This is a genomic window from Caballeronia udeis, from assembly GCF_044909315.1.
GTDB classification, from domain to species: domain Bacteria; phylum Pseudomonadota; class Gammaproteobacteria; order Burkholderiales; family Burkholderiaceae; genus Caballeronia; species Caballeronia udeis_A.
On record NZ_JBIYEB010000015.1, the window covers coordinates 66,137 to 80,536 of the forward strand.

12 protein-coding genes are annotated in these 14,400 nt (G+C 59.9%); 6 read left to right on the plus strand and 6 right to left on the minus strand.

From position 1 onward, the window contains the following. Window positions 1-82: 82 nt before the first annotated feature. Window positions 83-1,228 (minus strand): porin, encoded by a 1,146-nt coding sequence (locus ABH944_RS23375; RefSeq protein ID WP_404609784.1) that lies wholly within the window; start codon window positions 1,226-1,228, stop codon window positions 83-85. Between the two features lie 730 nt (window positions 1,229-1,958). Between ABH944_RS23375 and ABH944_RS23380 the strand changes: the two genes are divergently transcribed. The 5 genes from ABH944_RS23380 to ABH944_RS23400 all read left to right on the plus strand — a co-directional run bounded on the left by ABH944_RS23380 (window position 1,959) and on the right by ABH944_RS23400 (window position 5,764). Beyond that, window positions 1,959-2,270 (plus strand): DUF4148 domain-containing protein, encoded by a 312-nt coding sequence (locus ABH944_RS23380; protein WP_097274373.1) that lies wholly within the window; start codon window positions 1,959-1,961, stop codon window positions 2,268-2,270. 246 nt (window positions 2,271-2,516) lie between these two features. Then, complete coding sequence (locus ABH944_RS23385; RefSeq protein WP_404609783.1) at window positions 2,517-2,729, plus strand: DUF4148 domain-containing protein; 213 nt, start codon at window positions 2,517-2,519, stop codon at window positions 2,727-2,729. A gap of 134 nt (window positions 2,730-2,863) precedes the next feature. Continuing rightward, on the plus strand, window positions 2,864-3,544 hold the full coding sequence (locus ABH944_RS23390; protein WP_404609782.1) for a response regulator transcription factor: 681 nt from the start codon (window positions 2,864-2,866) through the stop codon (window positions 3,542-3,544). A 57-nt stretch (window positions 3,545-3,601) separates the two neighbouring features. Further along, a complete protein-coding gene (locus tag ABH944_RS23395) occupies window positions 3,602-4,981 on the plus strand; it encodes a sensor histidine kinase (RefSeq protein ID WP_404609838.1) in 1,380 nt (459 codons plus the stop codon). Window positions 4,982-5,041: 60 nt separating this feature from the next. Then, window positions 5,042-5,764: a response regulator transcription factor gene (locus ABH944_RS23400; protein WP_404609781.1), complete on the plus strand. Its 723-nt coding sequence runs from the start codon at window positions 5,042-5,044 to the stop codon at window positions 5,762-5,764. Window positions 5,765-5,793: 29 nt separating this feature from the next. Here the strand turns inward: ABH944_RS23400 and ABH944_RS23405 are convergent, their stop codons facing one another. Together ABH944_RS23405 and ABH944_RS23410 are read right to left on the minus strand one after the other, a co-directional pair. Beyond that, the gene (locus tag ABH944_RS23405; protein ID WP_404609837.1) at window positions 5,794-6,045 is read right to left on the minus strand and encodes a cupin domain-containing protein; all 252 of its coding nucleotides are present in this window, start codon (window positions 6,043-6,045) and stop codon (window positions 5,794-5,796) included. A 484-nt stretch (window positions 6,046-6,529) separates the two neighbouring features. Continuing rightward, the gene (locus ABH944_RS23410) at window positions 6,530-6,799 is read right to left on the minus strand and encodes a DUF4148 domain-containing protein (protein ID WP_404609780.1); all 270 of its coding nucleotides are present in this window, start codon (window positions 6,797-6,799) and stop codon (window positions 6,530-6,532) included. A gap of 373 nt (window positions 6,800-7,172) precedes the next feature. Here ABH944_RS23410 and ABH944_RS23415 point away from each other — a divergent pair, with 373 nt between their 5' ends. Then, a complete protein-coding gene (locus tag ABH944_RS23415) occupies window positions 7,173-8,351 on the plus strand; it encodes a porin (RefSeq protein WP_404609779.1) in 1,179 nt (392 codons plus the stop codon). A gap of 87 nt (window positions 8,352-8,438) precedes the next feature. Here ABH944_RS23415 and ABH944_RS23420 read toward each other — a convergent pair whose 3' ends face one another. From ABH944_RS23420 to ABH944_RS23430, 3 genes are read right to left on the minus strand one after another with little or no spacing between them, the layout of a single operon-like run. Continuing rightward, window positions 8,439-9,854: an efflux transporter outer membrane subunit gene (locus tag ABH944_RS23420; RefSeq protein WP_404609778.1), complete on the minus strand. Its 1,416-nt coding sequence runs from the start codon at window positions 9,852-9,854 to the stop codon at window positions 8,439-8,441. After that, a complete protein-coding gene (locus ABH944_RS23425; RefSeq protein WP_404609777.1) occupies window positions 9,847-11,046 on the minus strand; it encodes an efflux RND transporter periplasmic adaptor subunit in 1,200 nt (399 codons plus the stop codon). The genes ABH944_RS23420 and ABH944_RS23425 overlap by 8 nt, the downstream gene beginning before the upstream one ends. Then, on the minus strand, window positions 11,036-14,266 hold the full coding sequence (locus ABH944_RS23430) for an efflux RND transporter permease subunit (protein WP_404609776.1): 3,231 nt from the start codon (window positions 14,264-14,266) through the stop codon (window positions 11,036-11,038). Before ABH944_RS23430 ends, ABH944_RS23425 begins: the two co-directional genes overlap by 11 nt. Between the last annotated feature and the right edge of the window lie 134 nt (window positions 14,267-14,400).

The following is a 14,400-nucleotide window of genomic DNA, read 5'->3' on the forward strand; positions in this document are numbered from 1 at the left end:
TCTCGTTGAGCAATAAAAGGAAATCCGGCTCAGACAGACCGCTGAAGGCAGCAGCGGCCCCCAATCCCGCAGGTGCGAACGATCAGAACCTGTGTGTCATCGCCACCCGGGCCATCATCTGATTTCCGGTTGAAGATATCCCCGATGAACCCGGGATATCCGCATTGTCGAACTGCGTTCCCGTGTTGCCGTTCACGTGTTGATAAGCCCCTTGAATATAGACCGACGTACGCGTGCTAAGGTCATAGTCAAGCATCAGGGAGAATTGATTGTACTTGGGCATCGAGCGCCCGGTCGTAGCGGAAATGTGGGCGAACGTATAGGTGTAAGCCGCCGCCATCCAGAAATCAGGCTTGAAGAAGTACTGGCCATTGACTTCGAAGTTGTCGAACTTCCATGAGTTCTGCGTACCCGCCACAGGCTGATCCGTAAAGTACGCATTGCCCGTCGGATTGTAGACATCCACATGTGAATACGCGAACGCCAGCATCGCCTTGTTCGAGAAGGTGTACGACACGCCAGCATCAATATTCTGTTGCGAGTTGGCCGTAAAGACCGTCGTATCGTTCGACACGGCACCCGAGGCATTGGCTCCGCCGCTATTGATCTTCATATAAGCGAGAGCCGCAGCGAAGCCACCCATCTTGTAGGTGCCGGCCGCACTGTACATGCGGTTCGTCGCGAACCCGCCGGCCTGGTTGCTGAAGCCATACATGGCTTCGCCGGTAAAGCCGCTATAGGTCGGCGACACATACTTGACCGAGTTCTGGATACGAAAATCCCAGTCGGAGTTGTCGTTGTCGAACGGGTGCGCCGCGAGATCGCCCATGGTGTTGCCCGCAGCGGTGAACCCGCTCCACATGTCGATGGTCGGATCATACTGGCGACCCATGGTGAACGTACCATACTGAGCTGACGATAAGCCAACGTAGGCCTGGCGGCCAAACTCAAGACCGCCTTGACCCAGTTGCCCGTTATTTGTATTGAAGCCATTCTCCAACAGGAAGATTCCCTTCAGCCCGTTACCCAGGTCCTCGCTGCCTTTCAAGCCCCAACGGCTGCCCACGGTGTCGCCGCTGACCATTTCGTAGCTGCGATGGCCTTGACCATTGCTCGTAAAATCAAACCCTTCGTCGATCAGACCATAGAGCGTGACGCTGCTTTGCGCATGTGCGGCGGTGCCCAGGAAAATTGCCGGAATCGCAGCGGCTAGCAAGGTTTTCTTCATGATTTTCAAATCCCAATATATAGATTCAGACGCGTGTGTGTGTCGCTTGATGTCGGGTCCTGCCGCGCGAACTTGACGACGAACTTAAGACTTCATGAAAGCGCCCACGAAGGTTAATGAGCCGTTATTCGCAACTGCACCGACTAACTGAAATTCAGACTTTCAGGCGCCGGAAGAGATGGGTTCAAGAAGCGTTGGGGCTTGCTGGCGAGCGAGCAGAGAACTCTGGGGACCATCGGGCAGGGACGAACGAAGGCTGCGTGTGTCGTGAATCCGATACAGCCAACTTCCAAACAATTTGAATTGATGCATGGGGACGTTCCTCGAACGCTTCGCAGCGTTCGCATCCTGTATGCGAAGGCAATGATGTAAAAGTACGAACGCCCTGGCGGGCAGGGGGTGTGATAGATGCAACGCGGTTTGTAAGCGAAACGAGCCTTTACGCAAGCGGCGTGTAACTCCGCGCAGTCATTGATAAGCCCGGTGTTTCCGGACGCGGCGTTTTATAGCGCGCTAACGCCTGTTCGTTCGGCACACACTTGGCAGAGGACCATCCCGACCTTGCGTCGGCACCTCCCGGCTTACCTCAACGAACCTTAAATTACTCTTCATGTTACAGCGGGCTTTCCGTCTAAATCAGTTCGCTATCCTGAATCTCGTCACCCGTCGCTAAACAAAACCAGTCAGGCGCAGGGGACTGCTCAAGATCGAATCTTTACGGAGAACACCCATGAAACGCCTTTCCGCTGCATTGATTACGTTTTCACTCGCCCTTACCAGCGCATCGGCCCTGGCCGCCCCAGTCCTCACGCAAGCCGAGTGTCATGACTATCCGTTCACGCCGCTCAAGCACACGGTCACGCATAAGCAGCTGATGCAGGAATTGAGCGAGCTGGAAGCGGTCGGGTATCAGCCGACCGCCGACGACAACGAATATCCGGACGATCTGCAAACCGCCGAAGCCAAGCTGCAGCAGGAGTTCCGTCACGACTGCATGCCGGCGCAGGTAGCGGGCGATCCGGCCAGTCCGTCCGCGAACTAGGTTCTGAGCGGTGCTCGTGGAACGACCTGTCCGAAGCAAGCCGGCAATTCGACAGGCCGTGCCACGCAATGGTTCACAAGATTTCGATGTTGTCTTAGAGGCTTTTCCCTATAAGCGTATTTCAGTAAATATCTTTTCATGAAGCAGATGACGGACCGTTAAGGGTCACCGCGTAGTCTCAACATTGTCGTAACGCCATTCGCGGACAGCGACGCTTAATTCACCAGGATCACCAGGAGTCGTGACATGAAAAAACTTTTTTTCGCAGCCAGCCTTCTCTTATGCGCAGTGTGTTCTTCGGCATTTGCCCAGTCACCGGCAAAGCCCGCTCAGAACCAGTCGTGGCAGCCGCCGGTCTCGACGCTCACCCGCGCGCAGGTTGAGCGCTCGCTCGTTCACGCTGAAAAAGACGGTCAGCTCAATTACCTCGATACCGTGGTTTATCGCGGTAGCCGCTAAGGTCAGGCCGCTTTCCGATGCCTGTCCGTCAATTCCATTCGCCGATCTCTTCGAGTCGGTTGTGGCATCATTTACCCTCTGGAAGTGCAGACGGTACCCGGTTTTCTGCCGGTGCCGACTTGGGATTGGGAACAATGACGACACGAGTGCTCACGGTAGAGGACGATCCGCTGGCAGCGAATGAGATCGTGGCAGAGCTTGAAAAATGCGGGTTCGAGGTGGACTGGGTAGATAACGGACCGGACGGTCTGGCCCGTGCGATGAGCGGCGAGTATGACGTGATCATGCTCGACCGCATGCTGCCGGGACTCGACGGCCTGACTATCCTCACCACCTTGCGAACGGTCGGCGTACAGGCGCCGGTGCTGATGCTAAGCGCGCTTGGCGACGTAGACGAACGTATTCGCGGCCTGCGGGCGGGCGGTGACGACTACCTGACCAAGCCGTTTAATTCAGACGAACTCACCGCACGTCTTGAAGTATTGCTGCGACGCCGGCGCGAGACTCCCGCACGCAACGAAACAACGCTTAACGCAGGACCGCTCCTCGTCGATCTGATCTCGCGCAAGGTAACGCGCGACGGCGTTGAAGTGTCGCTGCTGCCGACCGAGTACCGCATCCTCGAGTTCATGATGCGGCACGCCGGTCAGACCATCACACGCACCATGCTGTTCGAAGCGGTGTGGGGTTATCACTTTGACCCCGGTACCAACCTGATCGACGTTCACATGGGACGCTTGCGCAAGAAGATCGATCCCCCTGGTGCCAAAGCAACGATTCAGACCGTGCGTGGTTCGGGCTACATACTGACGTGATCCATCTCTTATAAGAACACCTTGGCTGACTCAACGAATCGACCGCATCCTACAGACATGGGGCGCCGCTGGCATAACACGACCTTCAGGTGGCTTTCGGTCTACGCCGTGATCTTCGCGCTGTCGGTCATGGTGCTGATTGGATTTATCGGCTGGTCGGCGACCACGCGCATGGAGTTCGACGCGGACTCGGTGCTCCATTGGCAGCTCTTCTACTTCGGGTCTATCGATGACCCGGAACTTCCCGCCACAATTTACCGTCGCACGGAAGGCGAGCATCTGAATACCAATTACTTTGGGCTGTTCGCCGCCGACGGAACACATCTTGCCGGCGATATCCGCGTCTTGCCCGCGGACCTGCCGCTCGATCGTCAGGGTCATACGCTCAACGACAGCCTGATTGTCGCGAACCAGACGAAGTCACCGGTTGTCCGCGCAATGGGCGTACGCCGGCACAGCGGCGAACAGATCGTGGTGGCCCGCGACCTCACGCACGTGCTGGCCGTTCGCGAGACCATGATCAACGCGCTTGTTGGAGGCGGCCTGTTCTGCTTGCTGGTGAGCATAGCCAGCGGCCTGCTGCTTAATCTGCGACAGATGCGGCGAGTGCGTGATATCCGCAACGTGACGTTGCGGATCGCAGAGGGCGACCTGAACCGGCGTTTGCCGATCGGAGGACGCGACGAGCTGGATATGCTCGCGCATCTGGTCAATCACATGCTCGCGGAAATCGAACGGCTCATGACGGAGGTCAAGAGCGCATGCGACGGAATAGCACATGACTTGCGTACCCCGGCCGCGCATATTCGCACCTTGCTTGCCAATGTGGCCGAACGGATGCATGTGATCCAGGACGACGGCGTTGCGCAAATGCTCGACCGTGCGCGAGTCGAAGCAGACGTATTGCTCGATCGTTTTGGTGCAATGCTCCGCATTTCCGAGATTGGCGCCTTGAAGCGGCGTGGCGGCTTCTCGTCGGTCGATCTCACTACCCTGGTGCATGAATTGGGCGAACTGTATGAACCGCTCGCCGAGGACCGTGGAATCAGCTGGGCCGTTGCGGTCGAACAGGTTCCCGCGGTGCATGGCGATCGGGCGTTGCTGTTCGAAGCATTCAGCAACCTGCTCGATAACGCGATCAAGTTCGCACCGGATAACGGGGCGGTACGGATCGAACTGACGGATCACGCACAGGGCGCACTCCTGGTGATTTCGGACAACGGTCCAGGCATTCCCGAGCATGAACGGGAAGCGGTCATGCAGCGCTTCTACAGAGCCGACCAGACGCGTCATCTGGCGGGTTCGGGGCTTGGACTGAGCATCGTCTCGGCCGTGATGCGGCTGCATGACTTCGCGCTTCGTGTGGGCGCCAATGGTACCGGTACCAACCCCGGCACGACAATGACGGTTGAATGCTGGCCGCACGCGCTCGAATGATGCGTGTGCTGATTGTCGGGTCTTCCTGATTACCTGATTAAACGAGTAAGAGCCACCCCTATGCGAGTTCTGCTCATTTCCACCATTTGCACCGAAGGTGCTTATCTGCATAAGGCTTTACGCGAAAGCGCGCACAGCCTGCAAATGACCGACGACCTGCGCGACGGACTCCATCTCGCGTCGCAAGACAACTTCGACGCAGTGCTGATCGTAGCCGTCGATACCGAGTCCATCTGCAACCTGGCTACGCTGTTGCCGGAGTTCGCGCGTTTGCCGGGTTCACCCGCAATCCTGGTCGTGCTCGGACGCGCGACGCCGGTAGAGAGAGCGCGCATGCTGCGTGCCGGCGCCGACGCCTGTTTCGTGCAGCCGTACTCGTTCATCGAAATGCAGGAACGCATGCTGGCCTTGTACCGATCGTCGGTGCATGACCCCATGCTTGATCTTTCGCTGAGACTGGATCCGCTTACGCGGGAGCTGGTGGAAGGGGACAAGCGTTTCACCCTGACCAAGCGCGAGTTCCTGTTGGTGGAGTCACTGCTGCGCCAGCCTGATGCGCCTGTTGCACGCGACCAGCTGATTCGGTATGCCTGGCCTGACAAGGACGTCGTGGACCCGTCGAGCGTGAATCTGGTTGTCTCGCGGTTGCGCCGCAAGCTTGAGTTGCATAACTTTGGCGCGCGTCTGGAAACCGTCAGCCGCTTCGGTTATCAGATCAGCACGACACACCTGCCGCCTGTTCCCGCTTTTTCTGTTTCTCGACCGAACCTCGAAAACGCGTAAGCGGGGACGCTCGCCGGTCCGGCGCAATGTTATCGGCGAGTTGTTTTTGCGGCGACCTTTGCTTTTGATTTCGGGGTTGCCGCTTCGGCCTTTTTAGCGGGCCGCTTCCTGGCGACGACGGCGCCACTGTTGTCGTCGAACAATTTCAGTGTGCCGATGGAAATGAGATCGGCCGGCGTTTCACCTATGTTGGCGAGACGGTACTGCCGGCGTCCGTCGAAGTGGAACGCGTCGCCGGTCGTGAGCGGATACGCTTTCTTGCCGACGGTATGTACACGAATTCGTCCCCTTCATACGAGACTCATTCCGAGCGCGCTGGTTCACGCAACCCATGCCGAGCATCGACGGAGTGTTTGGCGTGGGTTGAGGTCCCAGGTGCGATGCTCCCATCCCGGGAGCGTACCCGCTTGAGTCCTGAGTCAGGAACCGAAGAAGGGCTGGCAGTAATCCACCGGACCCACACAAGCATTCGGATCGGTCGATGCGCCCTGCATCGACGCGCAACCGGTCAGTGAAATGCCCAACGCGAGCGCGCACAGCGGCAATCGTAAGGCGGAGAATATGCGTCTTAAGCGGCTCATGGCATTACCTTGGGCTATTACGCCTGTCACTCGATCCATCGGTTGAACGCTCGCCTTGCAGCGACCGGATGTGCACCGGAGCGCGGTGACGGAAGGCGTGAAGCCGAGGTGGCGAGACCGGGAACGCTCCTGGCACACCAACTCATCCCCTCCGTCACGGCACGCGGCGATCGACGCTTCATGCCTAGTGATGCCAGTACAACGTGCGGTTCAGGTAATCCAGCTGGCCATCCTGTTCAGACTTCACGAGGTCCTGATAAACCTCGGCGCGCGTTTTAGGCGCAATCTCCTGTCCATCCGGAGGTACCCATTGACCGGCCTGTGCGACCGTGACCGGGTCGGGTGCCTGAGCAGGCGCTTGAGTGGATGCCTGAGCGGGCGCCGTGCTCTGGGCAAAGGCTGAGCCCGTGGCGGCCAGGCCGGCAAAAGCGAGGGCAATCATCATGGTCTTCATGGCGCTTTCCTAAAAGTCCGTTTAACGAGTGACCGGGCTTCAATACAGAGATGTGATCGTTGCCCGGTGAAAGCAGATTAACGAGTCGGCCGTGTCGGGAAAGACGCTCAAACGTGAAGAGTTGTTCATGTAGAGCGGTTCACGAAGCGTGATGAAAGACCAATCAAATAACATCGGATAACTAAGTTAAATATTTTGTGTCCGCTTTATAAATTATTCTTCATGAAGCAGCGCGATTCAGACACGTCCGCGTCATGCCAGCCGCCTAAATTTGCCCCGGTCCGCATGGCGAGTCGGGCGGCTGCACTTCGCCATCTTGTCTTCGCCATGCCGGAGAGCGGAACAGCAGCCGCATCATCCTGGAATTGCACACATGAACAAAGCGTTGATTGCCTCCTTGAGCCTGATCGCGGCCGCGGTCTCTCAAGCCGCGAACGCACAAAGCAGCGTTACCTTGTACGGCACACTTGATACGGGTATCGACTATATTTCCAACCAGAAAGCCGCGACGGGTGGCAATGCCGCGTGGGGCTTGCAAAGCGGCAACGTGAGCACGGATCGCTGGGGCCTGAAAGGCACGGAGGACCTCGGCGGAGGTCTGGCGGCCGTGTTCGACCTCGAGAACGGTTTTAACATCGACAACGGCAAGTTCTCGAACGGTGGCGACGAATTCGGGCGTCAGGCATGGGTCGGTATTTCAAGCTCCGCTTTCGGAACCGTTACGCTGGGACGCCAGTACGACTCCATGGTGGACTTCGTGGCGCCGCTCTCGGCAACGGGTTCGGGCTTCGGCGGCAACATAGCCGATCACCCGTTCGACAACGACAACCTGAACAACGACTTCCGCATGAACAATGCGGTCAAGTTCCGCAGCGTGAACTACGGCGGTCTCGTGTTCGGTGGCGCCTACGCGTTCAGCAATTCATCGAATGGCTTCAGCAACAACAACGCCTATACGGCGGGCGCGTCGTATAACACCGGTCCTTTGAGTCTTGCTGCTGCATACTTCCAAGCCAACAATCCGGGCGGTGTAACGGCGCCGGCGAACACGGGTGGCGCACTCTCGAGCAGCGACAGCAATGCGACGCTGGTCGGCGGCCGCCAGCGCATCATGGGTGCCGGCGCGCGTTACGTCATTGGTGCCGCGACCATTGGCGCCGTGTTCACGCGCACGACGCTCGACGACCCTAGCGAGATCTCGCAGGGTGGTTCTTACACCGCGCTTTCCGGCAACAAGCTCACATTCAACAACTACGAACTGAACGCTCGCTACGCACTGACACCGGCGTTGACCCTGGGCGGTTCCTACACGTTCACGGACGGCAAGTTCGACACCGCCACGTCGAGCCTCTCTCCGAAGTGGAACGCGTTCATGCTGCAGGCGGACTACGCGCTGAGCCGCCGTACCGACGTCTACCTCGAAGGCGTCTACCAGCACGCGACCGGAGCAACAGGGGTGAATGCATTGGGCAATGCGTCGATCTACAACCTGGCCGCGTCGTCGAATGGCAAGCAGACGGTGGTCGCAGCGGGTGTTCGTATGCGCTTCTGATCCTGCCCGGGCAGGGCACGATGTAAAACCGCCGCCGGGGCTGAAATATCCCGGCGGCGGTTTTTACTTCCGCGGATCAAACAAGCGTCAGGCGGCCTTGCCGGTCCATCCACCTCCGAGAGCCTGGATCAGCGATACGGAAGCCGTCAGTTGCCGCATACGCAAGTCCAGTGACGAGATTTGCGCGGTCAACTCCGTGGTCTGCGCCGTCACCACGTCCAGATAACTCACCACGCCGTCCTTATACTGCGACGTCGCCAGCGCGAGCGTCTGCTGCGCAGCGCTCAACGCCTGATCCTCGTTGACCGACTCATCGCCGAGATGATGCAGCAGCGCCAGGCCGTCCTCGACCTGCTGGAATGCCACGAGCACGGTCTGCCGGTACTTCGCGCCGTTCTCGGCGAGTTCCGCCCGCGAGTTCGCCACGGCTGCGCTGCGCTTGCCGCCGTCGAAGATCGTAAACAGCAACTGCGGTCCCACCGACCAGATCTCGTTAGGCGCCGCGAGCCACGGCGAAAGGGTATCGCTCTGGTATCCGCCATCCAGGCCGAGTGAAATGTCCGGGTAGAACGCGGCTTTCGCTACGCCGATATTTGCATTCGCCGCCGCCACGCGCCGCTCCGCCGCTGCAACATCGGGCCTGCGTTGCAACAGTGTCGAGGGCACTCCGACGGGTACGTGCGGCAAATAATTGAACGCAACGTCCGGCGCCAACGAGAACGACGAGGCCGGCGTTCCGGTGAGCGTCGCGATTGCATGTTCGAGCAGCGCCCGGCTCGCCTGGGTGTCGTCGGCGGCCGCACGGGCGGAAGCGAGTTGTGTCTGCGCCCGCGATACATCCATGCCCGAGGCGAGGCCACCGTTGTGACGGCTCACGGTCAGCTTCAGCGCACGCTTGTAGGTATCGATGGTGTCGTTGAGCAGCTTGGCGCGCTGGTCGAGTCCACGCAATTCGAAGTACGTCGACGCGAGGCTTGCCTGAAGGCTCAGGCGCAACGACTCGAGATCGTCCGCGCTGGCTTCCTCTTGTGAGCGGCCGGCGCTGACCTGATTGCGCACCTTGCCCCACAGGTCGAGGTCATAGCCAATCCCTACGTCGGCGTCTGCCGTGTTGTAGGTTGAAGGCTGGCCCACGCCGCGCAACGGCCGGTTATCCGATTGCCGTTGCCGCGAAACGTCGGCTTCGGCGCCAATCGTGGGGAACAGGCCGGAACGCGCTTCCTGAAGAAAAGCGCTGGCTTCATCGTGCCGCGCGACGGCGGCTGCAACGTTCGGATTCGCAGTCGCAATCCTTGCTTCCAGAGAACTCAATACCGGATCGCGATACATGGTCCACCAGCCGTCACGCGGGATGCGGTCGGCGGGTTTCGCCGGTTGCCACGGACCGGCTTCCTTGAAGGTCGTGGGAATCGCGGTGGCGGGCACCTTGTAGGTTGGGGCGAACGAACATGCGTTCAGCGCGACGGCGCAGGCTACCGCGACCAGGATATGGCGTTTAACCATGCTCATGCTCCGGATGCCCGGTCGCTGCGGTAGCCACGGTGGTCGCGGCATGGCGCACCAGTTCGCCTTCGGCGAGCGAATCCGGCGGGTTGTCGATGATCCGGTCGCTCGCCGACAATCCGGATGCAATCAGGACATGGGTGCCGAGGTCGGTCGCGATCTTCACGTCTTTCAGGTGCACGTGATTATTCGGATCGACGACCGCGACTTGCATGTTGTTGGTGCGGAAGATCAGCGTGCTTGCCGGCACCAGCAGTGCGTTGCCGCTGTTCGGCAACGCGAAGTTGACCTGGGTGTATTCGCCCGGCAAGAGCAGCCCCGATGAATTGTCCACCGACAACTGCACCAGCAACGTACCCGATGCGGGCGTGATGGCGTCGTCCGTGTCCACGAGTTTCGCGTCGAACGTCATGCCTGGACGTTCCGGCACGGTCAGCTTTGCAGTAAGTCCGGGCTTGATCGCTGCGGCATCGCTTTGCGGCACGTTCACATAGACCCGCAAGCGGCGTGCGTCCGAAACCGCGAACAGTTCCGGACCCGTGCCGCCGCCGGCGTCGATCAATGCGCCGATATCCGTCTTGCGCGCCGTCACAATACCGTCGAACGGCGCCGTGATCCGCTTGAACGATTCAAGCGCTTCGAGGCGCGCGACGTTCGCGCGGCTGGCATCCACGGTCGCCTGCTTGGCGACCAGGTCGCTGGTCTTTTCATCGGCGTCCTGTTGCGACACCGAGTCCTGCTTCAGCATCTGCGTCCAGCGTCGCGCGGTGGTTGCCGCGAGCTTTTCGTTCGCTACTGTATTCGCAAGGTCGGCTCGCGCCTGTTGCAGTTGCTGATCGAGATCCGGCGTATCGATCACGCCCAGCAACTGGCCCGCCTTCACGTGCGTGCCGATATCGGCGTACCACGTTTGCAGGTAGCCGGACACGCGGGCATAGATGGGTGCGTTGACGAAGGCCGCGAGTTGCCCCGGCAGTTCGAGTGACTGCTCGGCCGCGGGCAACTGGGGCGTGACGGTGGCCACCGTGGGCACGGCTTGCGCGTCGGTCCAGGTCGTGAGTTCACGCTCGGCGCGCGAGCGGCTGATGATGCCATTGGTCACCACGCCGGCAGCAATCAACGCAAGGATCACGCTGATCAGTTTCAGATGACGCAAGCGCTTGGGGGAATTGATTTCAATTTCAGTGGACATGCGATTCTCCTGATCCGGAAGGGTTGTGATCCTCTTGAGGCTTGTCATTGCGATGCACGAGGCTGAACACGACAGGGACAAAAAGCAGCGTGGCGATGGTGGCGCACATCAAGCCGCCGATCACCGCACGCCCGAGCGGGGCATTCTGTTCGCCGCCGTCGCCCAGGCCCAGCGCCATCGGCAACATGCCGATGATCATGGCCAGGGCGGTCATCAGAACCGGGCGGAACCGCGTGAAGCCGGCTTCCATGGCGGCGACCAGTGCGTCGCCGGTAATGGCCAACCGTTCACGGGCGAAGGTGACGACCAGGATGGAGTTCGCCGTGGCGACCCCCATGCAGAGGATCGCGCCTGTCAGCGCGGGGACGGACAGTGGCGTGTGCGTAATGAACAGCATCCAGACTATGCCCGCGAGCGCCGCCGGCAGGGCGGTCACGATCACGAACGCGTCGCTCCACGAATGGAAGTTCACCACGATCAGCAGGTAGATCAGCACGATTGCCGCAACCAGGCCAAGCCCCAGTCCCATGAACGCGCTGTTCATGGTCTGCACCTGGCCGCGCACCGTCACTTGCGAACCCTTCGGCACGTCCCTGGCGCTCTGGTGCACGATCGTGTTGATCCGCGCGGCGACGGCGCCCAGATCGCGGCCCTGGGTGGTCGCATAGATGTCGAACAGGGGTTCGATGTTGTAGTGCGAAACAACTGCGTTACCCACTCCGCGCTTGATCGTCGCAATGCCGCCGAGAATCTGCGCTTCGCCGGTCTTGCCGGTGACCATCAGGTTGCCGAGGTCGTTGAGCGAGGTCATGCGGTACTGCGGTGTTTGTGCGACGACCTCATACGACACGCCATTGCGCGGGTTGAGCCAGTAGGTCGGGGCGACCTGACTCGTGCCGGAGAGATTGGCCACCACGGAGTTCGTCACATCGCCCTCTGTGATACCCAGTTCGTTGGCACGGGTCCGGTCAACCGACACCGTGAATTGCGGATAGGTTGTCGCCTGCTGAATGCGGGTGTCGGCAATCCCCGGAATCAGTTGCACCTTGCGCAGCAGTTGCTCGGCATACGCATAGTTGGCGTCCTGATTCGGACCGGCAACCTGGATGTCGATGGGGGCCGGTGACCCAAAGTTGAGAATCTGCGAAATGATGTCGGCCGGCAGGAACGAGAAGGTCACGCCCGGATATTCGCGCGGCAGCAGCCGGCGCAGTTTCTTGACGTACGCGGCGGTTGGCGCGTGATCTTCGCCGAGCGAGATGAGGATGTCGCCGTCGGACGGTCCCATCGTGCCGCTGTTGTTATAGGTCAGGTTGATGCCGCTGTTCGGCAACCCAATGTTGTCAATGACGGCTCGCAACTGGTTCGGCGGAATGGTCCGGCGAACGGTGTTCTCGACGTGATCGAAGAGGTCGGCGGTCTGTTCGATCCGCAAGCCGATCGGACCTCGCACATGCAACGCGATTTCGCCCGAGTCAATGTCCGGGAAGAAGTTGCGCCCAAGATACGGTGAGAGTAGAAACGACGCCCCGACCACGGCAAGGAAACCGATGATGAACCGCTTGCGGCTGCTGAGCGCCATCCCGAGCAGGATGCGGTACACGCCGCGAAAGCGCCCGAATAGCTGTTCGAAACCGCGCTGGAATCGCACCAGCGGATTGTTCGAAGGCGCGTGATGGATCGTGCCGTGCGGGTCCATGCTCGCGGCAAGCTCGCCCGATGCGTGACCGCCCGACGCGTGCGGACGCAGCAGGTATTGCGCCATCATCGGCACAAAGGTACGGGAGAGCACGAACGAGGCGATCATCGCGAAGATCACCGCCTCGGCCATGGGCACGAACAGGAAACGTGCAATGCCGTCGAGCAGCAGCATGGGCACGAACACAATACAGATACACAACAATGAGACGAGAGCAGGCGTGACGATCTGTGCGGCGCCATCCAGGATGGCATCCTTGACGGGCTTGCCCTGTTCCAGGTGCCAGTTGATATTCTCAATGGTGACGGTTGCATCGTCGACGAGAATACCGACCGCAAGCGCAAGTCCGCCGAGCGTCATGACATTGAGCGTCTCGCCCATCGCCGAGAGCCCCGCGATGGCAGCCAGCACCGCCAGTGGGATCGACGACGCAATGATCAGCGTGGAGCGCCAGCTTCCCAGGAACAACAGGATCATGAGCGAGGTCAGCGCGGCGGCGATGATACCTTCGCGCGCCACGCCGCTCACCGCCCCCTTCACGAACACGGACTGATCACCCATGGTGACGAGCTTGAGGCCCGGCGGCAGGGTCTCGCGAATCAGCGGCAACTTCGCCTTGACGCCCGCGATAATGTCGAGCGTGGAGGCCGAACCGTTTTTCAGAATACTCATCAGCACGGCACGGTGACCGTCGAGACGCACGATATTGGTCTGCGGCGGATTGCCGTCGCGAACGTGTGCTATATCGCGGATATAAATGGTCGCGCCGTTGATTGTCTTGACCGGCAGATTGTTGAGCTGGTCAAGCGCGAGCGGGCTGTTGTTCAGCTTGATGTTGTATTCGAAGTCGCCAATTTTCTGGGTCCCTGCCGGCACGATCTGGTTCTGCTGCGCCAACGCGTTCGCCACGTCCGTAGCGGAGAGACGGTCTGCCTGCAACGCGTGGGGGTCCAGGTCGATCTGCACTTCACGGGTCTTGCCGCCGTACGGCGTCGGGATGGCCACGCCGGGCACGCTCACCAACGCGGGACGAATGAAGTTGGTCGCGTAGTCGGCAAGCTTTTGCTCGTCGATCGTGTTGCTGGTAAGGGCAATCTGCAGGACCGGAACCGTCGACGCGTTGTAGTTCAGGATCTGCGGCGGCGTAACACCCGGCGGCATTTGCTTGAGCACCGTCTGCGAGACCGAAGTGACTTGTGCGGTTGCCGTCCGGATGTCTACGGTCGGCTGGAAGAAGATCTTGACAATGCCATAACCCCGGAACGACTGCGATTCAATATGCTGGACGTCGTTGACAGTCGTGCCGAGCGTACGTTCGTAGTACGTGACAATACGGCCCGACATGTCGTCCGGTTGGAGTCCCGCGTAGTTCCAGATGACACTGATGACGGGAATGCGGATATCGGGGAAGATGTCCGTCGGCGTACGGAGTGCAGCGAGCGGACCGATCAACACGATCAGCATCGCCAGCACGATGAACGTATAGGGCCGAGTCAAAGCTAATCGGACAATTTTCAACATTGAGAACGGCTCCGTTCAGGGTGCGCATGGTTCGCGCTGACTTAAGGACGTAAGAACATCAAGGACGCAAGAACATCGGGGGATCGGACTACGCATCGGACTGCTCATCGGACCGCCCCGGCAATGACAGCGCC